The sequence below is a fragment of the Pseudomonas sp. TE3552 genome (assembly GCF_056278945.1).
The window spans coordinates 1863766-1888426 of record NZ_JBWBQJ010000001.1 but is presented as its reverse complement, the minus strand read 5'-3'; the positions used below and the strand labels follow the sequence as shown (position 1 = coordinate 1888426).

Sequence of the window (24661 nt, the reverse complement as noted above, 5' to 3'; positions counted from 1 at the left end):
TTCTCTCTCTCCTTCTCTGCCAGCTTACGAAAGGCTGGACATGTAGTCGTTGAAACCAAACTCACGAACCACCTCGACACTACCGTCGAGTTGTTTCACTACGATGGACGGCATTTTCAGGCCGTTGAACCAGTTCTTCTTGACCATGGTGTAACCCGCTGCGTCGATGAACGACAGCCGATCGCCAATCGCCAGCGGACGGTCAAATTGATACTCGCCAAAAATGTCCCCGGCCAGGCAGGATTTGCCGCACACCATGTAGGTGTGCTCGCCTTCACTCGGCGCCAGTTTGGCGTTCAGCCGATAGATCAGCAGATCGAGCATGTGCGCTTCGATAGAGCTGTCCACTACCGCCAGGTGCTTACCGTTATAAAGGGTGTCGAGCACGGTGACTTCCAGCGAAGCGCTCTGGGTGATGGCGGCTTCGCCCGGCTCCAGGTAGACCTGCACGCCGTACTTCTGCGAGAAGGACTTGAGTCGCGCGCAGAACGCGTCCAGCGCGTAGTCTTCGCCGGTGAAATGGATGCCGCCACCGAGGCTGACCCACTCGACCTTGTGCAGCAAATGACCGAATCGCTCTTCGATGGTGCACAGCATCTGGTCGAACAAGCCAAAGTCGCCGTTCTCGCAGTTGTTGTGGAACATGAAGCCAGAGATTTGCTCGATGACTTGTTCGATCTTTGCCGGATCCCACTCGCCCAGGCGGCTGAACGGCCGCGCCGGATCGGCCAGCAGGTAATCCGAGCTGCTCACCTGCGGGTTGACCCGCAGACCGCGCACCTTGCCTGCTGAAGCTTCACTGTAGCGCTGCAACTGGCTGATGGAGTTGAAGATGATCTTGTCGCAGTTATCGAGCATCTCCTCGATCTCGTCATCGGCCCAGGCCACGCTGTAGGCGTGGGTCTCGCCAGCGAACTTCTGTCGACCGAGCTTGAGTTCATAGAGCGACGACGAGGTCGTGCCGTCCATGTATTGCTGCATCAGGTCGAACACCGACCAGGTGGCGAAGCACTTGAGTGCCAGCAAGGCCTTGGCCCCGGATTGTTCGCGCACATAAGCGATCTTCTGCATGTTCTGCAGTAGTTTCTGTTTATCGATGAGGTAGTACGGCGTTTTGATCATTTCGAGGCCTCCGGCAAGGCCAGCCAAAAAAGGATGCGCATTGTGCCTTCACTTGCTACATATCGAAAGAGCAGAAAGCCCAGATCGCTGAGTCGTCCTGAACTGGATCCAGGAGCATGTTGAACAATGGGACGTCGAACATGTCGTCGGCGCTGCCTTTGCCGCGAGGTCCTTTTCATGCGTAGCAAACGACTAGTGTAGCTCTCTGAACTTTCCAGCCTCTGGATAGATGACGGCCAGCCTTTACCTCTCTGCGGGAAAATCTGCGCTGTGAACGCGTTCTTTTGTTTGATGATTTTGGCGAAAGTTTTGCCGAGTCCACCCATTGTGAGTGTGGCTGGGCAGTTTTTTATATTGTTTCGGCTTCGCGCAGCGTCAGCGGGCTGTTCCGAACGTAGCGTGCAATCTCGTCCTTACGCATGAACGCGACCCCCGACCGGCTCTTGGTGTAACGCAGAAACTCGTCCCAGACCCTCACCATTTGCGGCGAACCGCTGATGCGGTCATGTGCACTGACCGACATCATGCGGCGGCGGGTGCCGGCCTCTTCGTAGAGCTGATCGAAGTCCAACTTGATCTGTTCCAGGAATTGGGACGGCGAATAGTTACGGCCTTCGATCAGCAGAATGTCGTTGTTGCGCAGCGTATACGGCACCACGACGAAGTCCTTGCCATTGACCTGTTCGATGAAAGGCTCATCGCGGCTCAGATCGTCGATGTGATAGGCATAGCCCAACTCTTGTAGCAGCGACAAGGTGTTCGGACCACGTCGCAGCCAGTTGCAGTTGTAGCCAATCGGTCGCTGACCCGTGACTTCTTCGACCATGCCGGCTGCCTGGACGAGGAATTGCTTCTCTTCCTCGCGGCTCATCGCATATTGGGAACTCCAGCGAGGACCATGTCCGGCTGCTTCATGGCCGCGTGCAACGATCTCTCTTGCCAGTTCGGGATGCCGCCGAGCCGCCTCGCCGATCATGTGCGAGGTTACCTTGACATGGTGGCGATCCCACAGATCGAGCATGCGCGCAATTCCCTCGCGATAACCGTAGGCGAACCAGGTGTTGGCTGCCGGGTCCGATGGGATGTCTGGCGGAAAATCTACCTTGGGGAAAGGACTGTCCGTACCTTTGGACGGCTGTCCACCCGCCTCGAACTGCATGGAAATGGAAACGACCAGCCGAATGCCGTCAGGCCAGAACTGACCATGGCTTGGTGTAGCCGCGGGCTTTGGCGTAGATGACACGGCTTGCGCGGCTGCGACAGTAGGGAGTACCGCACTGGCCGCAAGAACGCCCGCGGCCGCCCCGGCGCGATTGAGAAACGTGCGGCGACTGACTTGCTCCGATGTATTGGGGTCGTCAGCAGTGGATTCATGATCAATTTTCATCAGCGTGATTTCCTTACTGCGCAACGCCGAGTTGTTGGAGCAGAGTCAGGTTATCTTCGAGATGCCAGTTCTCAGCGATGCGACCGTCGACGACGCGGTAGATATCAGTCGCTATGAAGTCGATCGGCTGCCCTTTGCCCTGGACGCTCTTGAACTGACCGGTAAAGTGGCCAGTGAAACGCAAGTGAGCGATGACCCGGTCGCCGACTACCATCATCTGCTGCACTTCGCACTGGATATCGGGGATAGCCGCATGCATCGTTTTCGATGCTGCGATCGGCCCGGTGATGCCTTGGGGGCGACCTGGCGGCAGCGTGGAATCCTTGAAGTCAGGCGCCAGGGCGGCGCGGGCGAGCGCTTCATCGCCGGTGGTCCAGAACGTGCCATAGCGACGTGCTGCCAGGATCTGCGCCTCGACCTGTGCTCTGGCAAGACTTTGGTCGATGATCACATTGCGGGGGTGGACGAGCGAATCGGTCGCGGCAAAGACGGGGGGCACCGCGACGGTGATCAGGGAAGTGAGCAACCAACAACTTGCGCGGGTCAGGCGTGCAACAGGTAAAAGCGACATTAATGACTCTCCAATCGATAGGTAATGGATCGAACTGCAACTTTACGCAGCCATTTTGAGTAGGTCCCTTCAGTTTGATAATTGGCGTACTATTTGAATAACTTTCAAAAAAATTCGAAAATCATGGACTCTCTAGGCGACATCAGGCTGTTTGTCGAAGCAGCAAATCTGGGTGGATTGTCGGCCGCAGGCCGCAAGCTCGGGCTCTCCCCCGCTGCCGCGAGTGCGCGCCTCGTCAAGCTCGAATCGGTGTTGCATACGCGCCTGTTCGAGCGCACGACACGCCACTTGCGTTTGACGGATGAAGGTCGGACGTATTTGACCTATTGCCAGCAGGCACTCCAGGCGCTCGACGATGGCAATGCCTTTCTACAGGCCGGGAAAAGCGTCGTGGGTGGCAAGGTGCGAATTTCCGCAACCTCGGATTTCGGTCGCAACGTGCTAAAGAGTTGGCTTGACCAGTTCAACACGCAATACCCTGAGGTGAGGTTCGCGCTGGTGCTGACGGATTCATTGTCGAATTTGTTGCATGACGATGTTGATCTCGCCATCCGATTCGGCGTGCCGCCGGACAGTTCCTTCGTTGCCCGCCCCCTGGCGCCCAACCGGCGCGTGCTATGCGCATCACCCCGATACCTGGCGAAGCACGGCACCCCCGAACACCCAGGGGATTTGGAGCGTTTCGACTGCATCGTCCTCAACTCTGTCGCCGGGCCTGCGAACGACTGGCGCTTCACCCGAAATGGCAAAGTCGAAAGTTATACCGTCCCACTCGCAAACGCTCGCGAGACAAATGATGGGGCGGTCGCTCGAGAGTGGGCCGTTCACGGTTACGGCATTGCGATGAAATCAATGTGGGATATTGGCGCAGATCTACGAGCAGGACGCTTGAAGATCCTATTGCCGCAATGGCAATCCGCGGACGCGCCGGTACATGCCCTTTATCAACGTAACCGGTACATGGCACCTCGCGTACGCGCCCTTCTCGAGTTTCTGATCGAGCGCTTTGCAGAAGAATCCAGCAACCTGGACGAATATTTGCGCTGATACTCGCAACTGCAAGAATGAATAGAACTTGGATCCTTAAAACCTGAACACCCGCGCCGATACCCAGATCAAGATCCAGCGCGCCGTGGAAGGCTCCGCGGGAGGCTATGTTGGTCATGACGCCCTTCGTAATCGGCATCCTTGCGCTGATTACTCTGCACATCAAAAAATCACAGAACACTGACATGGCGAATCGCAGGGATGCTGAATAAAGCAAGCGCCATTCGCTGCTGTGTAAGCCGATGACTCTGGGCTCCTGACGGGAGTCGCCATCGTAAGCACGCTAGGGCGGCGTACGCGTGGTGACGCTTGGCGGACTTTGCGCAGCCGCAGCCATCATCGTATCGATTTGGATTCGATGGATGGGCTTCTATAAAGGCTCTGCTGTCTGGATAAGCGAGTTCAACACCAGCTTTATTTCAGAGGCCGGATCTTTATGTCCTTGCAGTATCAAACCTTCCGACAAAGCGGTGAAGGTTCTTGCAAGAGCGGCATACGCCAAAGGAGGCTTCTTGCCTGCATGATTAAATATAATAGTAATCAACTTGCCCAGGGCTTCACTATTCTCCTGATGCAGGTCGTAGTAATGCTTTGAAAACTCTTCATCGCGTAAGGCGATCAGTTGCAACTCAGCATCAAGAATCGCGCAACTGGTATTATTTTTAAGCGTATCAATATATGCATTCAATCCAAGGGTCAGCTCTTCCGATGAATACCCCGAAGTCAGGGTAACACCCAAGCGATCTATCTCAACTCTCTTGAACCTCTGAGTCAACTGCAGAAGCAAGTCTGACTTACTTGTAAAGTTTGAGAAGAAGGCCCCTTTTGAAAAGCCGGCCTCCTCGGAAATAGCATTGACACTGGCAGCATGAAAGCCTTTTCTCACCATAAGATCAGTGGCGGTGTCGAATAATCTATCTCTTGTTACTTGCTGACTTTCTTCTCGACCTAATCTCTTTTTGATCACACCTTCGGCTCCTTTGGCCAAACATAAAAATCTATTTGTAACTGAATGCAACGAATCTGCTACTCACTGTGCAAAAACCTGTTCCAACTATCATATCTTATACCAGACCCTCTTAATCATTTGGTATTTAAACTGTTAAGGAGTGCCATGTAAACGCCATGTACGGGGGTTCAAGATGGCTGCACCGACGATTTTTCGCCGGTATTGCAAGCGCTTTCAACTCATGAAGAAGTCTCAGCTCCAATACGTTCACACGCCTTGGCATCCGGCCTGGCACGTGCCTCCCCTGTCGGATCGAGTCAGCGAGGTGTCTTGTGACGCCTTCCAGGGACAGGCGACGGGTGGCGGAAATGCCTTGCGATGACCTTTATCCGGTCAATCCAAGTGAATGCCAGCTGCCGACGACGCTCTAAACCACTGGATTTTCGTGTTTTAGAGCGGATCCAAGAGCGTCGACCTTTCAGCGGCCATGAAATACCGCTTGATTTTCAGATACCGAATGGTTTTTACTTGCCACCGTTGATGGAACCAACGCCTGATCAAAGCATCGAGCCTGGGGACATCGATCTCAATGCAATAGCAGGTACCTCACAGGAGCTGGATTTTAATGGAATATGCCTTTGTTACAGGCGCTACAGGCCTGCTCGGTAATAATGTGGTTCATGCGCTTTTAAAGCGAAAAATCAAAGTAAAAGCGCTGGTCCGTTCCGTCGAAAAAGCCAAGAAGCAGTTCGGCAATCTGCCTGTCGAATTTGTCGAAGGCGACATGCTCAATGTCGATGCCTTCAGCCATGCCTTGCAAGGCTGTGATGCCTTGTTCCATACAGCTGCCTATTTCCGCGATAGTTACAAAGGCGGAAAACATTGGCAGAAACTGTATGACACCAATGTGACCGGAACCGAGCGACTACTGCAAGCCGCTTATGCCGCAGGCATTCGTCGTGCCGTCCATACTTCATCCATTGCCGTGTTGCAGGGCAACAAAGATCAAGTGATCGATGAAACAATGTCTCGCAGTGAATCGGAGGCTGACGATTATTACTTGAGTAAAATAATGTCAGAACAGAAAGTTCAGGAATTTCTGTTGCGGCACCCGGATATGTTCATCGCCATGGTATTGCCAGGCTGGATGTTTGGTCCTGGCGACATCGGCCCGACCTCATCAGGACAGTTCCTGCTCGACTTTGTCGGAAAAAAATTGCCCGGCGTACTGCCTGGAAGTTTTTCCGTTGTCGATGCCAGGGATGTGGCGGAGCATCAACTCGCGGCAATCACACGCGGCAGATCCGGAGAACGCTATCTGGCAGCCGGCAATCACATGGACATGAAAAGCATTTTCCAGGCGCTCTCGAGTGTTAGCGGCGTAAAAGCGCCGGAGCGCAAAGTCCCCCTGTTCATGCTGCGTATAATTGCCTTGATATATGAAGGTTATTACCGAGTTACGAAAAAGCCGGTACTCATCAGCACCTCCACTGTCAAGCTCATGGAGCAAGAACAAGGGCGTACACATTTCAGCCACAACAAAAGCCTAACAGAGTTGGGGTGCAAGTTCCGCCCCGTGGCCGAAACATTAACCGACACCCTGGACTGGTATCGGAAAAACAACTACATCGACGCCTAATTGAAACAATTTATATATAGCCTGCCTCTGTAGTACTTTATTGTCTAACCATATATTCAAGGATTGAGAGAGGTTGGTAAATGAAAAGCCTTTCATATAAAGAAGGTTTTCTGCATCGGTTCGTCGGTTTTTCAGAGACATTCCCTGACCATATTGCTATCAGAAATCTGGACGCGGAAGAAGATACCGTCACTTACCGAGAGTTGCGAATAAAAGCTGAAGAGTGCAATGGCGCTCTCAAAGCATTAGATGTATTGCCTGGCGACAGAGTAGCGCTTGTTCTACCCAATGGGGTGGAGTTCATTGCTTACTATTTGGCGATCATCGGGCGCGGTGCGGTTCCGGTCATTCTCAACTACAAACTGACGCCATTCGAAATGAACAGCGTCATCAGCATCGCCAGACCGATGCTGGTAGTGACGACCGAAACGCTATTGGAGCAGCATAGCGAGGCATTTCAGCCTGCCCACGGTGTTCGGCATTCCTTGGTGTTGAACGCCGGAAACGAGCCGTCATCGCCCCTGCCCGACAACGCAACGGCGGATTCTCGGCTTCCCCGACAGGCCGAATCCTTGTTATTGCCCGAAGGCAATCCGATTGTCTCGGTACAGTTCACCTATCGGGGCATCGGCAAACCTCTGGCCGTTGCTCATCGCTACCTTGATCTGACGCAATCAAGTGATGGGCTGCATGAGCAGTTTCATCTTCAAGGCGTCGGATCCGTTCATCTGGTGACACTGCCGCTGTACGCGATCTTCGGGCTGTCCGTGATGATGGTTTTCCCCCTGAGCGTGGGCGCCACCCTATTAATGACTAACACCTTGCTCAATAGGGATCTGGCAGAAGTCCTGTCCCAGCATAAGGTTACCTTTGCCTGCCTGGTGCCTGACGTCATTCGCTACTTCAATACACGACTGGCCAAACGCAAAGGCGCGCTTTTGCCAATGCACCCACAACTGATGATTTACTCGGGTGGCAGCCATCTACCGGCAGACGAAGCCGAGAAGCTGGGAAGGCTGCTGGGGTGCAATCCGGTGCTGCAAGGTTATGGATTGACCGAGAGCATGCCGGTGATTGTCCAGAGCTCGATTGGCAAGGTCCATCGCGGCGCCATGGGCCAACCGATCAGGGGCGTAGAACTACGGGTCGTCGATGCCGAAGGGCGGGATGTCGCACCTGGACGTATTGGTGAACTGCTGATTCGCGGCTCGATGGTGATTGACGGCTATATCGATGCAGAGGACGCCAATGCCCGGTTCTTCCGTGATGGTTGGCTACACACGGGTGATCTGGTCTGGCGGGACGACGATGGACATGTGTTCTTCTATTGCCAACGCCTGCGAATCTCGAAGATCAAAGCGCAAATGGTCGACCTGACTGAAATCGAATCCATTGCCCTGAAGCATCCAGACGTGGTGCGCGCGAAAGCTTACATCGTCCCGGACAACAAGGAGGTCAACGTACTGCACCTGTGCGTTGAAGGGAGCGGCGACCTGACTCAGAGCGCTGTCTCTACCCTGCTCTCGCGCTACCTCTCGGGCTTCAAGCTGCCCAAAACCATCGAGATCATCTCTCTCAAGGAAGAGATTCATGCAAGCTAATGGCACACAACCGGTACTGGCCGTTTTTGACTTTGACGGCACATTGACCGACAGGCATACGTTCTGGCGCTACATGCGTTATATCGTGGGAACCCGATCGTTCTGGCTCAGGATCATTCCCCTGCTGCCCAAGATGCTCAGTGTAATCGTTGGCATCACGCCATTGATGCAAGCCCGACTGGCATTCATTGCCTGTTATCTGGGCGGTCTGTCCGTTGAGCAAGAGCGCGAGCATGCCAAATATTTCATCAGCGAGCAGCTACCGCTCTGGCTCAGGCCCGAGGCCCTGCGCCGGCTGCAATGGCATCAGTCCATGGGGCATGTCACTGCGCTGGTCAGCAACTCGCCGGAAAACTACCTGATTCCCTGGGGCCAGGCAGCGGGTTTTGACTATGTCTGCGGCACCCGCCTGGCGACTGCGAAGAACAAACTGACCGGCGGCATATCAGGTACCAACTGTGTTGAGAGAGAAAAAGTCACACGGCTCAGAGGCTGTCTGAGCAACCTTGATGACTTTTACATTTATGCCTACGGAGATTCATCCGGTGACGATGCCCTGCTCGGCATTGCCAACTCTCCCTTCTACAGAAACTGGTACTAACCGATGAACACTCTGAGCACTTTGGCCCCCAAGCACTTCAGCCAACCCGGTAATACCCCGACAGTCATGATCGTAGGCGCCGGCCCTATTGGCTTGTCCCTGGCAATCATGCTGAAGAAGTGGGGCGTCTCTTTTCGCATTATTGAAAAGAATGCCGGCCCCTCGACCGCTACCAAAGCGATGGCCATCCATTCCAGAACCCTGGAAATTTTTCGGGACCTGGGTATTGCCGATCAGGCCATCAGCGACGGATTCACCATCAACCAGTTTTCGGTGCAATCGAACGCTAAACGGGTGCTGAACTACAACTTCTCCTACCTGGACGCCACCTATCCCCTGCTCCTCAGCCTGCCACAGCCGCAGACAGAGAAGATTCTGCTTGAGCGACTGAACAAGCTGGGGGCAGATGTTGAGTGGAATACCGAGCTGGTCGATATAGAGAATCAGCCGGGATCAGTGCAGATGACACTTCATCATGCGCACGGCAGCGACGAATCAATTTCCAGTCGTTGGGTGGTCGCGTGCGACGGTGCTCGCAGCAACATTAGAAAACGTCTTGATATGACCTTCGAAGGATCATCCTACGACCGCTTCTTCATGCTCGCCGATGCCGATATCGAGTGGTCTGGAAGTAAGGACGAAGGGGCTTTCTTCCTGGGTGCACAAGACGGTTATGTCGCGGTCGCGCCGATCAGCGCTGAATCCCGTTATCGACTCTTCATCGAGATGCCCTACAACCTACCGCCAGAAGGTGAGCGCCCTTCCTTGAGCCTGGAGAACTTTCAGCGGCTGTGCGAAGGACGCGGGCAAAAGATGACGCTGTCCAATATTTCATCGACCACTATTGCCTCTTTTCAACATCGCCGCGTGCAGTCGCTACAGCAAGGCTCTGTGTTTCTGGTGGGCGACTCGGCTCATATCGGCAGCCCAATCGGCGGCCAATGGATGAACCTGGGGGTTTCCGAGGCCTATAACCTGGCGTGGAAAATGGCCTATGTCGATCAGGGCCTGGCAGATCCATCGTTGCTGGAGAGCTACAACGAAGAGCGCTACCCGGTGGCCCTGGAAGTCGAGAACACGGCACACCGACTGACCGGACTGATTACCGTCAAGCATCGCGCCCTCGTTTGGCTGCGCGACAATGTTCTGCCATTGATAAGCAACAGGCGCAAGGTTCAGCGCAAACTGCCGTCGATGATTTCCGGGCATCAGTACCATTACGGCAAGAGTGATTACATTCAAGAATCACTGACGAAAAAGCAGCGCAAGAATTGGGACAAAAAAGGCAAGAAACCCGAATTCCAGACATCTTTGCCTCGCGCAGGTCAACTGGCTCCCGATATTGAGTTGTGGCAACTGCAAGGTATGCCGCCAAAACGCTTGATCGACTTGTTCCAAGGAACGTTCACGCTGTTGATTTTCAGCGCAGCCGATCAGTTTTCCCCTTTGTTACCGGGCTACTACTCGCTGGCCGAGTCGGTGGAGAAGGATTACCCAGGCATCAAGGCTTATTGCGTTATTGATGCCCTGAGCAGCGCCGAACTGCCTTCCTGGCACTCGACGTTGCTGGACCCCGATTGGCGGCTGCACAAGCGCTACCATGCCAAAGAGGGCACGTTGATGCTGATTCGTCCTGATGGCTACATCGCTTTCCAAGGAGCCGATGCAATAACCCTCTTCACTTATCTGAACGTAAGATCCGGGCTGCTCAAGGGAGCCAGAAAAACAACATCTTCCGAGATCGACGCAGTGGAACTCCAACTTTAAGTCTCTATATGGCTACTGCCAGTTTGCTTCATTGATTCACACAAGGCCCAACCCTGGGCCAAGACTTTTTATTTCTTGTTTATAGAAAACATATACCGACTTTGGTTAGGAGAACCTCATGCGCTTCCAACTCAACGATGTGGTGCAGGAATTCATCGTGTCCAATGGAAAAATAGCCAACAGCTATTTCTCTCTTTCAGAAAAGATCATTGATTCACTGTGCGAATCCAATATCGCAAAAGAATCAATATTGATGCGTTTGCTGGAGCAGGCTGAATCCGTCACTGCGCATTACTTCAATGCTCATCAACAAGTTCTCGAGGGTGTTTATGCCCATGGGATTGAAGCCCCCGTCAATAAAAACCTTCCGGTGCTGGAGCCCGTACACTCGAACCCGGTAATCCTGGCATCGGCTCCCATCGCTGAACAAACGCCCGCACTCACCTACGGGCAATGGTTGCGCACCGAAATAAGTTCGGCCACAGGATTCAAAAAGGAACAAATCGACTTCGATCAAAGTTTCGAGAGTCTGGGCATCGACTCTCTCGGGCTGGTCGATATTTTCGAATCCCTGGCCCAACACTTCCCGGAAAAGAAAGAACTCACATCACTGCTTTTTGATGCCCCCACTCCTACCGCCTTGCTGGCGCGGCTTGAAGCCGATCCGCAGGCGCCTGTCTTGGATATCGAAGTATGGGTACTTGAACAACTGGCGAATATCACCGGTTTTACGGTTGACCAGATCGACCAAAAACAAAGCTATGAAAGCCTGGGCCTGGACTCCCTCGTGCAGCTGGACTTCCTGGAGTCCGTCGTCGCATTGTGGCCGCAACTCAAGGCCAACAGCACTGAGCTGGCCAACGCCAAGTATCCGCAGGCAACAATTGCCCTGATTAAAGCCGCCCTGGCCGCCCCCGAGTCGACATCAACACCCGCTACCGACGTGCAATCACCTGCCACAACGGACGCCCAAGGGCAGGTAAACAACCTGCTTTTCAACTCCCTGTCCCCCCTGATCCCGGACGCGCCACAGTCGATCGACATTGAGACACCCTTTGCACAGTTGGGGCTCAACGGTTTTGCCCGAGAAGCACTCTGCCAATCTATGGCGCAACAGTGCTCTGCCAGCGAGTTTGCTGGTGAAGCGCTGATGTCGCGTCGTACGCCGCAGGACGCCTTGTCGCTTCTGGCAAGACTGAGCTGAAGTACTGAGCCGCTGTAAAAAAATGGCATGGAATCCGGGTGATCGGACAGATCACCCAGCATTTTGGCAATCAGGAGACAGGGTATGAATGGCGCGGTAACAACAGAGGGCGACTTTTGCTTCAGCGCAATGGCTGGCGAGTTTCCCGGGGCACCGTCAACGGATGCGCTATGGCACTTGCTGTCGCAAGGACAGATAGCGCCTATCAATTCGATGCTGGCACGCTGGGAACTGGATAAGGCGTCAATTTATTCAGCAAAGGCAGGAGAAAAGGATCGCGTTTACCTGGACAGTGCTTTTTGCCTGACCGATGACGTATCAACCCCTTCACGGCATGAAGGACGTCAGGTCGCCATCGGTAAGAAAGTACTCCAGACGCTCCTCACCCAACTTGCCGGACAAGGCTCGCCACTGATCACGGAACGCACCGCATTGGTGGTCGCGACGTCTTGGAGTGACGAGAGTTATTTCGTCACAGGCATGTCCGGAAAAGCCGATGCACCACAGGGCTACACGCCGGGTGAACAAGTGGCTGAACTGGCTGCGGCTTTTGCCTTTGGTGGCCCGGCGTTATCGGTCGACACCGCCTGCAGTTCGTTCCCCTATGCAATCGACATGGCTCAGGCTCTGGTCAATAGCGGACAGGCGGATAACGCGATTGTCATGGCACTGAACACCGTGCTGCCACCGGCGCTGTTTCTGGGGTTCTCGCAGTTGACCGCCTTTTCCGCCCGGGCCCAAATGCAGGCGTTCGGCCAGGACGCTGACGGCATTGTACCGGGCGAATGTGCGGTCGCCTTTCTGGTTGAACCCGTATCGCAGGCCCTGATTGCGCAGCGCCGCCCCCTGGGTGTTTTACGGGCATTGGGAATGTCCGCCGATGGCGCCGAAGGTTCAGTGTTTGCGCCTGGCAAACAGGCCCAGTACACGGCTTACCAGCGTGCCTATATCGGTCTTGATCCCAACGACGTGGACTACATCGAAACCCATGGCACCGGTACTCCGTTGGGTGATGCGACAGAGCTGGACTCGTTGAACAGCTTCTTCGCTCCCCACTGCACAGACGGCAAGAAAATTACCATCGGTTCGATCAAGTCCGTCATTGGCCACCCACTGGCCGCCGCCGGAGGCGCTTCGCTCGCCAAGGCGCTGATGATCTTGCGTCACAAAGGGATTCCACCTCAGCCCGACTACCGACCCAGCGCAAAAGTCGACGAGACCAGCCTGCAGCTGGCCACAAAGCAGATGCAGCCGCTCGCGGATCGTCAGTCGGCGATCCGGATCGGCATCTCCAGCTTTGGTTTTGGCGGCGCCAATGCGCATCTGGTGGTGGATGAATATATTCCCGATAACCGCCCTGCCGTCTCTCTAGCCAACCCCGGCGTGTTAATGCTGGACCTTGCGCTTGTCGAGGCTGAAGCAGCGATCGGCAGTCACAGCTCATTACAGTCATTCAAGCAACAGCTCGATCGGCCAGCAGCGCCATCAGTCAGTTTCCCTTATGGGCGTTTCGTTAATTACACCCCTGCCCCAGGTCAGCCGTTACTGGGCCAATTCCTGGCGCAGGATCGCGTCATTGATATCGACGGTTTCGGCATGGGCCCCAAACCTCTGGCTCATGTCGATCCGTTCAAGCTGTTGATCACCGATCGCGTCAATCATTTACTGCGACGCCTGCCAGGTGTGGCCGGCTCGCCCGGCACTGCGATGGTCATGTGCTGCAACATGGGTGGGGAACGCTTCAGCAATGCATACAGCAGCGCTCACAACTTCTACTCCCAGGCTCAAGGCACGCCACCGGGCGTGGAGGTAGCGGACGTGGCGACCATGTTGCCGAACATGTTGTCCGGCTACCCGGCGCAGATTTTTGACTTCAAGGGTTTCCATCAAACACTGGTCGGCACCCCGGGTTTATTCTGGCAAACCTTGCTGGCATCGCAGCAATGGTTCAAGAAGGGCGCAACAACGCTCTTGCTCGGTGCAGGGCGCTTTATCAGCGGTGAAATCGAGATCGAACGCGCCCGACACTCAGCGACGGTGCAAGGTGAAGGACTGGGGCTGATTGCGCTGCGTCCCTATCAACCAGACTCCAGCGACAAACCTTTACTGGTGATCCGCGCGGCGGTCCTCGCCCATGCCGCGAACTCACTGGAAGAGGCTTGCCAACTGCTGGGTAAAGAGCGGAGTCAATACCAGAACATTGAAGTCTGCGAGCTGCAACCTGACGCGACTCATGCAAACGGATCACTGCAAGAGATTACCGGCTTCCTGGCTGAAGCCAGTGGCATCGAAACCCTGTTGGCGGTGATGTTGAGTGCATCGGCTCGCACGGTGATCGAGGTTCGCGAAGCCGGCAAGGCCGTGATGTGGTTGTTTACTGAAAAGCTTCGGGAATGGAGCCCAGTGGCCGAACCCGCTCCTGCCATCAAGCATCCCTTTACATTGCGCTTTGCTCACTCGGCATCCCACGAACTGCAGCAGGTCATCGCGCCTGCGCGCCCTGTCAGCCTTGTCCGTGAGCCGCAAAACGACGGCGTCGATGTGTTGCAACTCAGCGACATGCTGACCAACACCCTGCTCTCAGGGCTGCGTGTCAGAGTTCGCGCCATGGAGGGCCTTTTCGCCCTGCACCGTGGAGCTGAAGTCCAGCGCCCGGCGCACTGGCAACGTAACCCGCAAAACATCGTGATCGCCAACGTCCAGCGCGGCCCTCAGTCACTGCACGCCCAGCTCGTGGTGAATGAAGCGCACCCTTATTTCTTCGATCACCCTCTTGATCACATCCCCGGCATTTTATTGCTTGAGGGCGTGTTGCAACTGATTGAACTCGCCCTGCCCCCACTGAGCGGGCGAGTCGCCTATGTCAAAACCCTGAATATCAAATTCCAGCAATACGTACAAAAGCAGGGCGTGATTGATCTGCATCTGGAACAAGACAAAGACCCCCATGTATTCAATGCAAAGGTCATGCAAGCCGGAAAACTGATGTGCACCTGCATCCTTGGGATGACCTACAGCTCAGCGTTCGAGACATCGCCCGCTGGCGAGTTCACGGCCACTCGCTGCCGCGACAAGGCCTTGCTGCATAAGGCCAGAGAAGAAAACGTCATCGTCAGTGACATGAGCGCATTCGCTCAGGGCTTGAGCGTGGACACACTCAAGCTGCCGGATGATCACTTCTTCCAGGAGGGCGACCCCGAGCACTATTCGATGGTGTATTTCCTCGAAGTTGCCCGCCAGTGCTACATGCAGATTGCCCACAGCTATCTGCGGATTCCACTCAATACCCCGATGAACCTGCTGGCCTTGAGTTTCACCCTGGATCGACCAATCCCCAGAAACAGTCCGCTGTCATTGGCACCGCAAGCCGGTTTTGACGCGCAGCAGCCGTTCAAAACCAACCGCATCTATATCGACCTGTTCAACCGGGGAGAAAAAATCGGTCAAGCCAGTATTACCGCTCAAGTGCTGAGTCAATCCGCACCCGCTGCCTGAGGCACTCAATTGATCCCACTCTCCCGCATGACCGTGCCCCCAACAATCAAGGTGTCGCCGTGAACGATGTCAAAGTGCAAGTCATAGTCAAATCGCCGCGTGCTGAAATCTGGAATATCTGGAGCAATTTTTCAGAAGCGCCGCTATGGGATACCGACGTTCGCCAGTGTGAACTCAATGGCCCGTTTCAACCTGGAACGCGAGGCAAATGCGTCCTCAAAAATGGCCTGAACATGCCGCTGAAACTGGAAGCAGTGAAGCTGCATGAAAGCTATCGGAACACGGCAAGACTGCTTTGGATCGACCTTGAGTTCGATCACCAGATGCGCAGGCTTTCCCCGGATGAAACCCATGTCATCCATAGCGCGAAGATCTCTGGCCCCTTAAGTTTTTTGTACCGCGGGCTGCTGCGCAAAATGCTGACCGCGGCAATGACCACTGCACTGCGCAACCTGTGCACTTTGGCTGAACAACGAGCGAAAGCCATCAGTGCTCCAGGGCTCGAAAAACCTGGAACGCATTTGCACCGCGTATGAAATATCCCGGGAGCGAGCGTGATGAACGCTCGCGCCCGAATACCCCTCGCTTACTTATCGATAACGGCACACTTCGGACCGAGCATGAACCTACTAAAAAAACCTCAGTATCTCGTGATGGGCGTCATTGGCATGGGCTTTATCACCCCGGCGTCCAGTTCCGCCGACACGCTCGGCCCCTACATCAGTGTCATGGGCGGCGTGAACTGGGTTGCTGCGCAGGACCTCAACCAGAACGACCTCGATTTTGTCGAGATGGAGTTCAATCAACCGTTACACTCCGGCTTCGCCACCGGACTGGCGTTGGGCTGGCGATTCCCCATCGGGCTCAGACCTGAAGTGGAACTCAGCTACCGCAAAAACACCCTGACCCAGTTCAATAACCGGGTCTACGAAGGCGGCGGGAGCATAGACGGCAAGGGCGAAGAGGAAGCCACCACCCTGATGGCCAACCTCTGGTACGACGTCTTGAACCTGCCAGCCCCCTTCAGTCGGTTCACTCCCTATATTGGCGGCGGCCTGGGCTACACCACCCTAACGGTCAGCGGTCTGGAAGCCGGCGGCGTCCAGTTCGGCGGCACTCATCGCGACACTGTATCGGCCTATCAACTCGGAGCCGGGGTAGGTTACGAGCTCACCGAACAATGGTCCATGTCCCTGGATTATCGGTACCTCAAGACTCGCGATGCGCACTTCGGTGACATTCAAGGCCTGCCCCAAGGCGATGTACGCACTGACTACAGCGCCCAGTCATTAATGCTCGGCCTGCATTATTGGTTCTAAGCGGGGAACTCCTCGATAGGCGTAGTTTCACCTATCGAGGAGTCTGGGGGATCCCTCAGTATTCCGTTCTTATCGACTAAATAACCGGAACCCTATTGTTGATGATCTCACGGGTGTAGCTTGCCAGTTCTTTGGCGCTCATACTCGCGACCACATCCGCCTCGATGGGTTGATGGGCGACGATACTGACTTCAGTAGAACGCAATGAGTTGTAAGCAATGTTCCCAACAGCAGGACTGATCGTGACGGGAACGATCCCTACCCCTATGTCCTTAGCAATCCGAAACGCCCCTGCCTTGAAAGGCAGCATATCCCCACCTTTGTTTCGGGTGCCTTCAGGAAAGATCCAAATGGAAGTATTGTCTGCGACGACACTCTTGGAAATCTTGCGCAAGCTCTGGATAGAAGCCCGGGGGCTGCTTCTGTCAATGAACAGGCTCCCCGTCAGCCAATACAATTGACCGACCAGGGGCAACCACCTAAGTGACTTTTTACCGACAATAACCGTGCCTGGTTTCAGCGCCTCGGCAACAATCAGAACATCATAGTTACATTGGTGATTGGCTACATAGATATAAGGTTTGGCAGCGGAGATAGTGTCGAACCCATCTACAGCGACACGAACCGAGAATATCTTATTGATCACTGAATATGACCGACAGGCCACATGCAAATTCCTGTTTTTTATAGGATTGACCAACATGTATATGCATAAAAAAGGAAAACTCAAGATAATGAACAGCACCACCAACAACCATCTCACAAACGAAATCATAGGTTACCCGCCTTGCCTGAAGCACTTGAGCCGGTGAAAAAGCCCTCTTGAACATCAACATGTTCAATCAGCGCAACACCATAAAAACCTTCATCATCAACACCGAGTACAGCCCCTGCTATAGAAGCCAGCATGACAGCCTCTCGAAAATATTATTTAGCCAGTACAACAAATCGAGAGCTGTATTAGTAGCTGCCCAAATGGGCAGGTTAAGTAAAGCCACATCCAACAATGAACAAGAAAATTATCTGTGCTACGGACCGGGCGCGGTGTTGCCGCTGTTTTCATCAAAACGAATACACCCCAGGACCGCCTCCCTGGCACGCGCCAATTATGTATAATACCCCCGCCCTTCTCACTGAGGGCGCTGACCACGGAAGGTAATATTTGTGAAAGAATGGCGCGAAGACTTCATTGAGTTAGTTTCTGGCTGCACCTCTGAGAATGAATTGCTCAATGAACTGGTTAAAATAATTTCCAACTTGGGATTCGAGTTCTGCTCCTACGGACTAAAAACCCCCTTTCCGTTGACATCCCCGCAATATTTTCTGTTTTCAAACTATCCTGCCCCCTGGGTAGAAAAATATGTCACCGAAGATTATTTTTCCCAAGACCCTACCGTCGAACATGGATTAACACGATCCATCCCCATGTGCTGGTCAGCGGAACAGCAAAGTCAAAGTCCGAATTTCTGGGAAGAAGCACGGCATTACAACCTAAATCATGGTTGGTGCCTTTCATCGCAGCGCGGATCCAACAGCATTGGCTTATTCTCTGTCTCCCGCTCCAGTGAATATATTTCACCGGCAGAACTTGAGAGCAAAGAGACCAAGTTAATCTGGCTGACTCAGTTAGCGCATGAGTCCATGACGCGTTTTTTCTCCGAAAAAAACGTACCTGGCATGTATAAGCCACTGACCGCTCGAGAAAAAGAAACGTTGAAATGGACGGCCATTGGAAAAACCTATGTCGAAATCAGCATAATTCTAAATATCGATACGCGGACCGTGAAATTTCATTTGGTCAATTCCATGCGCAAACTGCAAGCATCGAACAAAACCGAAGCAGCGGTCAAAGCGTCCTTGATGGGCTTGCTGTTCTAAGCACAATATATAACACCCTCTGAGACCTATATTTTTCGACCGGTCAATGTTCGCGCCCGGCGCGCAAAAAATTGCTCCGCATCTTTCGATACGGAGCATTTTTTTGAGTACCGCGCCTAAAACACATCAGTCAACTTTATTTTATACACAACCCAGCATAAAACCATCGAAGGCGATCAACACTCACACTTTCCATGAACAACGCAACACCTTAATACCACTCAGGCGAACACTAACAAGCCTCGCTGACTTTTTATAACAGTTATTGACACGCAAACGCAGACATCCTAGATTAATGGCACTCTGCCAACACCTAGACGACGCATCAACTTTGTTAAGTTAATGGAATGCTGAGTTTCTGAGTTATTTCATTCCTGGTATAACGCATGAAATATGTAGACGATATTACGAAACTCTTTACACGTTTTGGCGCCAATGCGGAGACTTACCAGGAAATACAACCGAATTATAAAGATTTCAAAGACGACCCGGTTACACCTGCGGTGGCTGAGCCAGAACCGTCGGCGGCATTGTCTCCCGCAACACCAACGCCCCCTGTGTTTCTACTGGACGAGCCACAGCCTTCTTTATTGAATGGCGCGCCAGTCGAGCCTGTGATGAATGCAGTCCTCTCGCAACCTTCCCCCAAATCCCCTCCCCTGACCGAGCCACCCACGAGTTCTGCTACGGGTGACCGTCAGCGATTGAGCGACCTGTTGCGTGAGCTCAACCAGGTTCGTCGAGACGGTCTGCCAGAGACGACTCACAAGCGGACCAAGGCGAAGGTTATTGCAATCGTTTCGGCGAATGGCGGGGTGGGTAAAAGCACCGTCGCCGCTGGCCTCGCGAAAACACTTCGGCGCCCTGGCGGGCGAACCATCGCGATTGATCTGGACCCTCAGAACGCGCTGTCCAGCCACTTGGGTATCACCAGGCAGGTTCCCGGGCTGATCCAGCTCAAAGAGCAAGGCGCAGACTGGGGCGCTCATCGCCTGCCGGGCTTTAACGACAGTGAGTGCCTGCCCTTCGGCACTGGCGAGGTGAACGATCGCCGCTTGCTCAGGCAGTTGATGCTTGAAGATTCTGACTGGTTGAATCAGCACCTTGCGTCAATGGACCTCAGCGAAAACGATACCGTGATCCTGGACACGCCTTCGGGTGCGACTGTCTATTCGCAACAGGCACTCGACGCCGCTGATCTGGTGCTGGTGATGACGGTGGCCGACGCGGCCTCCTACCTGGCACTGGACACCATGACCCAGTGGCTGGAAACCAGCCGACGACGCGCGCAGCGGCACCGCTATGTGCTCAACCAACGGGATGACTCGCGTTCGTTCAGCAGGGACATGCGCGTGCTGTTTCTGCGGCGGCTCGGCGCTAACCTGATCGGGACGATTCGCCTCGATCACCAGTTCAACGAGTCGCTGGCCTATGGTCGGGACCTGCTGCAGTACGCTCCCGAGAGCATTGGCTGTCAGGACATCCTGTCGCTGTCAGGCGCGGTCCATGCCCTGCTTTTCGCGGATGCTTGCAGCCAGCAGGGTACGCCATGACCGTCCAACTCAATCAGCTACCTGAAAAGACGTGGTGGTTGCAGGGGCTACTGGATACTTTCCAGGATCGCGTCAGTCGATGGCCCCTGCGTTGGCGCCAAGGCCTGAAAATCTCAGGCGCACTGATCGCGGCCTTGTTGGTGCTGGGCATCCTCACTGCGCCGCTGAATCTATATTCCCAGGCCGCGTTTGCCGCTGTCTGTTTTACCGCCAGCCTGATCATCCGCAAGCAAGTCGGGCGCCTGGCGATCCTTACCCTGATCACCCTCTCGCTGATCGCTTCGTTGCGTTACATGTACTGGCGCCTGACCGACACCCTGAACTTCGACAACTGGCAGGATGCCGTATTTGGCTACGGGCTGGTGCTGGCCGAACTGTATGCCTTGCTCGTCCTGGTCTTCGGCTATATACAGACCGCCTGGCCGCTGCACCGCAAACCGCAGTTTCTGCAACAACCTCCCGCTGAATGGCCGACGGTAGATGTCTTCATTCCCACCTATAACGAAGCATTGGGTATCGTCAAACTGGTGGTACTCGCGGCTCAGGCCATGGACTGGCCCGAGGGCAAATTGCGGGTGCATATGCTCGATGACGGACGCCGGGAGGAATTCAAGGTTTTCTGTCAGCAGATTGGTGTCAACTACATCACCCGCGACAACAATCAACATGCCAAGGCCGGTAACCTCAACGAGGCACTCAAAGTTACCGATGGCGAGTTCATTGCCATATTCGACGCCGACCACGTGCCCACCCGCTCCTTCCTGCAGATCACCATGGGCTGGTTTTTAAAGGACCCGAACCTGGCGTTACTGCAAACGCCGCACTTTTTCTATTCACCCGATCCATTCGAAAAAAACCTCGATACCTTTCGCTCGGTACCCAATGAAGGTGAGCTGTTCTACGGCCTGGTGCAGGATGGCAACGACCTGTGGAACGCAGCATTCTTCTGTGGCTCCTGCGCGGTCATCCGGCGGACTCACTTGCTGGAAGTCGGCGGCATCGCCACCGAAACCGTGACGGAGGATGCGCACACGGCACTCAAGCTCAATCGCCGTGGTTTCAACACTGCTTACCTCGCCATTCCACAAGCGGCGGGACTGGCCACCGAAAGCCTTTCCCGGCACATCAGCCAGCGCATACGCTGGGCGCGGGGCATGGTGCAGATTTTTCGGACCGACAATCCGTTATTTGGCAAAGGACTGAACCTGGGGCAGCGCATCTGCTACCTCAACGCCATGATGCACTTTTTCTACAGCCTGCCCCGCCTGGTGTTCTTGACCGCACCCTTGGCCTACCTGTTTTTCGACGCGCAGATTTTCCATGCCTCGGCGTTGATGGTCACGGTTTATGTACTGCCGCATATTTTCCATTCCAGCCTGACCAACTCCAGTATCCAGGGACGCTTCCGCCATTCCTTCTGGAACGAAGTGTATGAGTCGGTGTTGGCCTGGCACATTATGCGACCGGTGCTGTTGGCCCTGATCAGCCCTTCGCTGGGCAAATTCAACGTAACCGACAAGGGCGGCACCGTCGAAAAGGACTATTTCAACTGGAAGCTCGCGCGGCCTTACATCGTCCTGCTGACCTTGAACATGATCGGTCTGGCAATCGGCGTGGTGAAACTGGTCGAGAGTGATTCGGCCGAGGTCACTACCCTGCTGATCAACCTGGCCTGGACCGTGTACAACATCATCATCGTCAGCACCGCCGTGGCGGTGGCCACTGAGTCCTCTCAGGTGCGCAACGAGCCCAGGGTGCCCGCGGATCTGCCCGTGCGCGTCTATCGCGAAGACGGCACATCGTTCGATTGCATAACCCGGGACTTCTCACAAAACGGCGTGGGTCTGACACTGCCACCGCAGGTTCAGCTCAGCGCCAAAGAGAAGCTGCGGCTCTGCATTCTGCGCACACCTCCCTCAAGCCTCTTTCCCGCAACAACGATCTTCAGCAACGACAATGTGGCAGGCGTGAAATTCGAGGGTTTGACCCTGCGCCAGCAAAGTGAGCTGGTGCGACTGACCTTTTCACGGGCCGACACCTGGGCCAACACGTGGGGTAACGGCCGCCTCGACGCGCCCATGTCGGCGTTGCGCGAGGTCAGCAGCATTGGCTTGCGCGCCATCCTGCGCTTGTTCATTGCAACCCTAAAGGACAGCCAGGCGCTGCTACGCAAACGCCCGGACACTCCATCACCTATCGACTCCACCGCGGACACGCAACGATCTTGAAGCCTTCCACTCGCCGGACCTTTCTTCCTCGTCGCTCACTCACGCTGATCGCCTGCTCGCTAATGGGCTGGAGCGGCTGGGCATTGAGTGCTGCCGCCCAAATCAGCGCCACAGAGCCGGCGGTGATGCCGCTCGCAGCGCAGCCCGGGCCCGATGCCCCGAGCAACAGCTATACCCGCACCCTCAAGGAGCTGGGCAAAAGCTATTCGATGACCCTTAAAGGCGTGGAGGCTACCGACAGTGTGAATTTCGATGTGCGCGCCGATGAAGTCGTCACGGCTGCACAGGTCACGCTGCAGTACAGCTACTCACCGGCGCTGCTGGCCGACCTTTCGCAGATCAATGTGCTGGTCAACGATCAAGTGGCCGCCAGCCTGCCCCTGCCCAAGGAAGAGGCCGGTAAATTGCAGGTCCGGACCGTGCAGATTCCGCCGCAGACCATCACCGAATTCAACCGGCTCAGCCTGCAGTTCATCGGTCATTACACGATGCAATGTGAAGACCCTTTGCACTCCAGCCTGTGGGCCAGGATCGGCAACGAGAGCCAGCTGAGCCTTCAGGTGTCCTCGATTAAACAACCCAACGACCTGGCCGCCCTGCCGCTGCCCTTGTTCGATCGTCGAGACGCCTCGCCCCTGAAGCTGCCCTTCGTGTTCGCCGCGCGCCCGGGTGGCCCTGAGCTTGAGGCCGCCGGTATCTTGTCGTCCTGGTTTGGCGCCCTGGCCAGCTACCGCGGCGCAACCTTCCCCGCCAGCCTCACCAGCCTGCCGGCCAAAGGCAACGCCGTGGTGTTTGTCAGTGGCGGCGAATCAACGACCTTGAGTGGCGTACCGATCAAAGAGGCCACGGGGCCGACATTGACACTCGTGAGCAACCCGAATGATGCTCAGGGCAAACTGCTGATCGTTTCCGGGCGCGATGGCGCCGATCTCAAAGTCGCCGCGACAGCGCTGGCTCTCGGTGGCTCGGCCTTTTCCGGGCAGAGCGTGGTGATCGACCGGATCGACTCGCTCAAGCCACGCCAACCGTACGACGCGCCTAACTGGCTGCCCTCCGATCGCCCCGTTCGCCTGGGTGAACTGGCCAAACCCGCGGAACTCAATGTGTCGGGTTATAACCCGGGACAAATGACGGTTGCGCTGCGCTTGCCACCCGACCTGTTCAACTGGCGTGAGCCCGGTGCGCAACTTGACCTGAAATACCGCTATACGCCGCAACCGGTCTCCACCAATTCCTCGTTGCTGGTCAACTTCAACGACACCTTCATCAAGTCGATCGATCTGCCTTCGATCGAGAAACTCGGCAGTAGCGACAGCCTGCTGGCGATGCTCAAAACCGACGACAGCCTGGCCCGCACGTCGCGCATGCTGTTGCCGCTCAATTCCGTAGCGCTGCAATCACGTCTGCAATTTCGCTTCATGTATGACTACATCAAACAGGGCGAATGCCGCGACATCATCATCGACAACATGCGCGGTGTGATCGACCCGGACTCGACCCTGGACCTCAGCCAATACGAACATTTCATGGCCATGCCCAATCTCGGGGTATTCAAGGACAGTGGCTTCCCGTTCACCCGCATGGCCGACCTTTCTGAAACTTCGGTGATCCTGCCCAACGAGCCAGGCCCGGCCGATCTGAGCGCCTACCTGACCCTGCTGGGCCGCTTCGGCGACTCCACCGGTTATCCGGCCACCGGCGTGAAGGTGGTCCACGCCGACCAGGTGGCCGAGCAAAGCGACCGGGATTTGCTGGTACTCGCCTCGGGCAACAATCAGCCGCTGCTTGCGCAATGGCAAAGCCTTCTGCCGGCCAAAGGCGAAGAGGCTGCGCAGTACTTTGAACTGTCTGACCTGCCCTTGCGTGTGCGCAACTGGATCAGCCCGGATACGAAAACCAATCTGCGTGAAGCGCGCAGCAGCTTCAGGTTTACCGCTGACGACGGCAGTGCTTATTTGACTGGATTCGAATCGCCGCTCAAGAGTGGGCGCAGTGTGGTGTTTATCGCCAGCGCAAGGCCCAACGGTTTGGCCGACGTGACCAACGCCCTGCTCAGCAACGAAGAAAACGCCCGCGAGTTGCAAGGCAGTCTGGTGGTGGTCAGGGGCAAGTATGTCGAATCGCTGGTCGCCGAGCAGGATTACTACGTCGGGAGCCTGAGCCCATTGCGCTATCTGCAGTGGTACCTGTCGCAAAACGTAATGGCGCTCATGCTGTTCACGCTCCTCGGAATCCTGCTGCTTGCTTCGATGGCCTACCTGGCCCTGCGCCTACGGGCCAAACGTCGTCTTGGTCAATGA

Annotated in this window: 19 protein-coding genes; 13 read left to right on the top strand and 6 right to left on the bottom strand. The window is 55.1% G+C overall.

The genetic code is table 11. The features are described 5' to 3' along the window. Positions 1–24: 24 nt before the first annotated feature. The 3 genes from ACZ9BB_RS08360 to ACZ9BB_RS08350 form a co-directional block, all read right to left on the bottom strand. A complete protein-coding gene (locus ACZ9BB_RS08360; protein WP_476213340.1) occupies positions 25–1122 on the bottom strand; it encodes a carboxynorspermidine decarboxylase in 1098 nt (365 codons plus the stop codon). Between the two features lie 349 nt (positions 1123–1471). Continuing rightward, positions 1472–2509 (bottom strand): polysaccharide deacetylase family protein, encoded by a 1038-nt coding sequence (locus ACZ9BB_RS08355; protein WP_476213339.1) that lies wholly within the window; start codon positions 2507–2509, stop codon positions 1472–1474. Between the two features lie 13 nt (positions 2510–2522). After that, a complete protein-coding gene (locus ACZ9BB_RS08350) occupies positions 2523–3080 on the bottom strand; it encodes an ester cyclase (RefSeq protein ID WP_476213338.1) in 558 nt (185 codons plus the stop codon). Positions 3081–3173: 93 nt separating this feature from the next. On the opposite strand from ACZ9BB_RS08350, the gene ACZ9BB_RS08345 reads away from it, so the two are divergent. Further along, positions 3174–4127: a LysR family transcriptional regulator gene (locus tag ACZ9BB_RS08345; protein WP_476213337.1), complete on the top strand. Its 954-nt coding sequence runs from the start codon at positions 3174–3176 to the stop codon at positions 4125–4127. Between the two features lie 370 nt (positions 4128–4497). Here the strand turns inward: ACZ9BB_RS08345 and ACZ9BB_RS08340 are convergent, their stop codons facing one another. Next, positions 4498–5094, bottom strand: a complete 597-nt coding sequence (locus ACZ9BB_RS08340; protein ID WP_476213336.1) for a TetR/AcrR family transcriptional regulator — start codon at positions 5092–5094, stop codon at positions 4498–4500. A gap of 607 nt (positions 5095–5701) precedes the next feature. Between ACZ9BB_RS08340 and ACZ9BB_RS08335 the strand changes: the two genes are divergently transcribed. From ACZ9BB_RS08335 to ACZ9BB_RS08300, 8 genes are all read left to right on the top strand, one after another. Then, the gene (locus ACZ9BB_RS08335) at positions 5702–6715 is read left to right on the top strand and encodes an SDR family oxidoreductase (RefSeq protein ID WP_476213335.1); all 1014 of its coding nucleotides are present in this window, start codon (positions 5702–5704) and stop codon (positions 6713–6715) included. Between the two features lie 80 nt (positions 6716–6795). Continuing rightward, complete coding sequence (locus tag ACZ9BB_RS08330) at positions 6796–8316, top strand: class I adenylate-forming enzyme family protein (protein ID WP_476213334.1); 1521 nt, start codon at positions 6796–6798, stop codon at positions 8314–8316. Further along, a complete protein-coding gene (locus tag ACZ9BB_RS08325; protein ID WP_476213333.1) occupies positions 8306–8917 on the top strand; it encodes an HAD-IB family hydrolase in 612 nt (203 codons plus the stop codon). Before ACZ9BB_RS08330 ends, ACZ9BB_RS08325 begins: the two co-directional genes overlap by 11 nt. A gap of 3 nt (positions 8918–8920) precedes the next feature. Next, positions 8921–10684, top strand: a complete 1764-nt coding sequence (locus tag ACZ9BB_RS08320) for an FAD-dependent monooxygenase (RefSeq protein ID WP_476213332.1) — start codon at positions 8921–8923, stop codon at positions 10682–10684. Between the two features lie 118 nt (positions 10685–10802). Continuing rightward, positions 10803–11888 carry an acyl carrier protein gene (locus tag ACZ9BB_RS08315; RefSeq protein ID WP_476213331.1) on the top strand — a complete coding sequence of 362 codons (1086 nt, stop codon included), beginning with the start codon at positions 10803–10805 and terminating at the stop codon, positions 11886–11888. A gap of 84 nt (positions 11889–11972) precedes the next feature. Then, positions 11973–15383 (top strand): beta-ketoacyl synthase N-terminal-like domain-containing protein, encoded by a 3411-nt coding sequence (locus ACZ9BB_RS08310; RefSeq protein ID WP_476213330.1) that lies wholly within the window; start codon positions 11973–11975, stop codon positions 15381–15383. Between the two features lie 59 nt (positions 15384–15442). After that, positions 15443–15919 carry an SRPBCC family protein gene (locus ACZ9BB_RS08305; protein ID WP_476213329.1) on the top strand — a complete coding sequence of 159 codons (477 nt, stop codon included), beginning with the start codon at positions 15443–15445 and terminating at the stop codon, positions 15917–15919. Positions 15920–16003: 84 nt separating this feature from the next. Next, a complete protein-coding gene (locus tag ACZ9BB_RS08300; protein ID WP_476213328.1) occupies positions 16004–16702 on the top strand; it encodes an outer membrane protein in 699 nt (232 codons plus the stop codon). Between the two features lie 76 nt (positions 16703–16778). Here ACZ9BB_RS08300 and ACZ9BB_RS08295 read toward each other — a convergent pair whose 3' ends face one another. Together ACZ9BB_RS08295 and ACZ9BB_RS08290 are read right to left on the bottom strand one after the other, a co-directional pair. Beyond that, positions 16779–17477, bottom strand: a complete 699-nt coding sequence (locus ACZ9BB_RS08295; protein ID WP_476213327.1) for a lysophospholipid acyltransferase family protein — start codon at positions 17475–17477, stop codon at positions 16779–16781. Then, entirely contained in the window at positions 17474–17611 is a 138-nt protein-coding gene (locus ACZ9BB_RS08290; RefSeq protein ID WP_476213326.1) for a hypothetical protein, read from the bottom strand. Before ACZ9BB_RS08290 ends, ACZ9BB_RS08295 begins: the two co-directional genes overlap by 4 nt. Before the next feature lie 255 nt (positions 17612–17866). On the opposite strand from ACZ9BB_RS08290, the gene ACZ9BB_RS08285 reads away from it, so the two are divergent. The 4 genes from ACZ9BB_RS08285 to bcsB all read left to right on the top strand — a co-directional run bounded on the left by ACZ9BB_RS08285 (position 17867) and on the right by bcsB (position 24661). Then, entirely contained in the window at positions 17867–18580 is a 714-nt protein-coding gene (locus tag ACZ9BB_RS08285; protein ID WP_476213325.1) for an autoinducer binding domain-containing protein, read from the top strand. A gap of 386 nt (positions 18581–18966) precedes the next feature. After that, a complete protein-coding gene (gene bcsQ, locus ACZ9BB_RS08280; protein WP_476213324.1) occupies positions 18967–20133 on the top strand; it encodes a cellulose biosynthesis protein BcsQ in 1167 nt (388 codons plus the stop codon). Then, positions 20130–22361 (top strand): UDP-forming cellulose synthase catalytic subunit, encoded by a 2232-nt coding sequence (gene bcsA / locus ACZ9BB_RS08275; RefSeq protein WP_476213323.1) that lies wholly within the window; start codon positions 20130–20132, stop codon positions 22359–22361. The genes bcsQ and bcsA overlap by 4 nt, the downstream gene beginning before the upstream one ends. Further along, positions 22358–24661, top strand: coding sequence for a cellulose biosynthesis cyclic di-GMP-binding regulatory protein BcsB (gene bcsB / locus ACZ9BB_RS08270; protein ID WP_476213322.1), 2304 nt, complete (start codon positions 22358–22360; stop codon positions 24659–24661). Before bcsA ends, bcsB begins: the two co-directional genes overlap by 4 nt.

Excerpts from the sequence above, each read along its gene's own strand:
- ACZ9BB_RS08360 (WP_476213340.1), bottom strand. The coding sequence starts at position 1,122 with ATGATCAAAACGCCGTACTACCTCATCGATAAACAGAAACTACTGCAG.
- ACZ9BB_RS08355 (WP_476213339.1), bottom strand. The coding sequence starts at position 2,509 with ATGAAAATTGATCATGAATCCACTGCTGACGACCCCAATACATCGGAG.
- ACZ9BB_RS08350 (WP_476213338.1), bottom strand. The coding sequence starts at position 3,080 with ATGTCGCTTTTACCTGTTGCACGCCTGACCCGCGCAAGTTGTTGGTTG.
- ACZ9BB_RS08335 (WP_476213335.1), top strand. The coding sequence starts at position 5,702 with ATGGAATATGCCTTTGTTACAGGCGCTACAGGCCTGCTCGGTAATAAT.
- ACZ9BB_RS08330 (WP_476213334.1), top strand. The coding sequence starts at position 6,796 with ATGAAAAGCCTTTCATATAAAGAAGGTTTTCTGCATCGGTTCGTCGGT.
- ACZ9BB_RS08325 (WP_476213333.1), top strand. The coding sequence starts at position 8,306 with ATGCAAGCTAATGGCACACAACCGGTACTGGCCGTTTTTGACTTTGAC.
- ACZ9BB_RS08320 (WP_476213332.1), top strand. The coding sequence starts at position 8,921 with ATGAACACTCTGAGCACTTTGGCCCCCAAGCACTTCAGCCAACCCGGT.
- ACZ9BB_RS08315 (WP_476213331.1), top strand. The coding sequence starts at position 10,803 with ATGCGCTTCCAACTCAACGATGTGGTGCAGGAATTCATCGTGTCCAAT.
- ACZ9BB_RS08310 (WP_476213330.1), top strand. The coding sequence starts at position 11,973 with ATGAATGGCGCGGTAACAACAGAGGGCGACTTTTGCTTCAGCGCAATG.
- ACZ9BB_RS08300 (WP_476213328.1), top strand. The coding sequence starts at position 16,004 with ATGAACCTACTAAAAAAACCTCAGTATCTCGTGATGGGCGTCATTGGC.
- ACZ9BB_RS08295 (WP_476213327.1), bottom strand. The coding sequence starts at position 17,477 with ATGATTTCGTTTGTGAGATGGTTGTTGGTGGTGCTGTTCATTATCTTG.
- ACZ9BB_RS08290 (WP_476213326.1), bottom strand. The coding sequence starts at position 17,611 with ATGCTGGCTTCTATAGCAGGGGCTGTACTCGGTGTTGATGATGAAGGT.
- bcsQ (WP_476213324.1), top strand. The coding sequence starts at position 18,967 with ATGAAATATGTAGACGATATTACGAAACTCTTTACACGTTTTGGCGCC.
- bcsA (WP_476213323.1), top strand. The coding sequence starts at position 20,130 with ATGACCGTCCAACTCAATCAGCTACCTGAAAAGACGTGGTGGTTGCAG.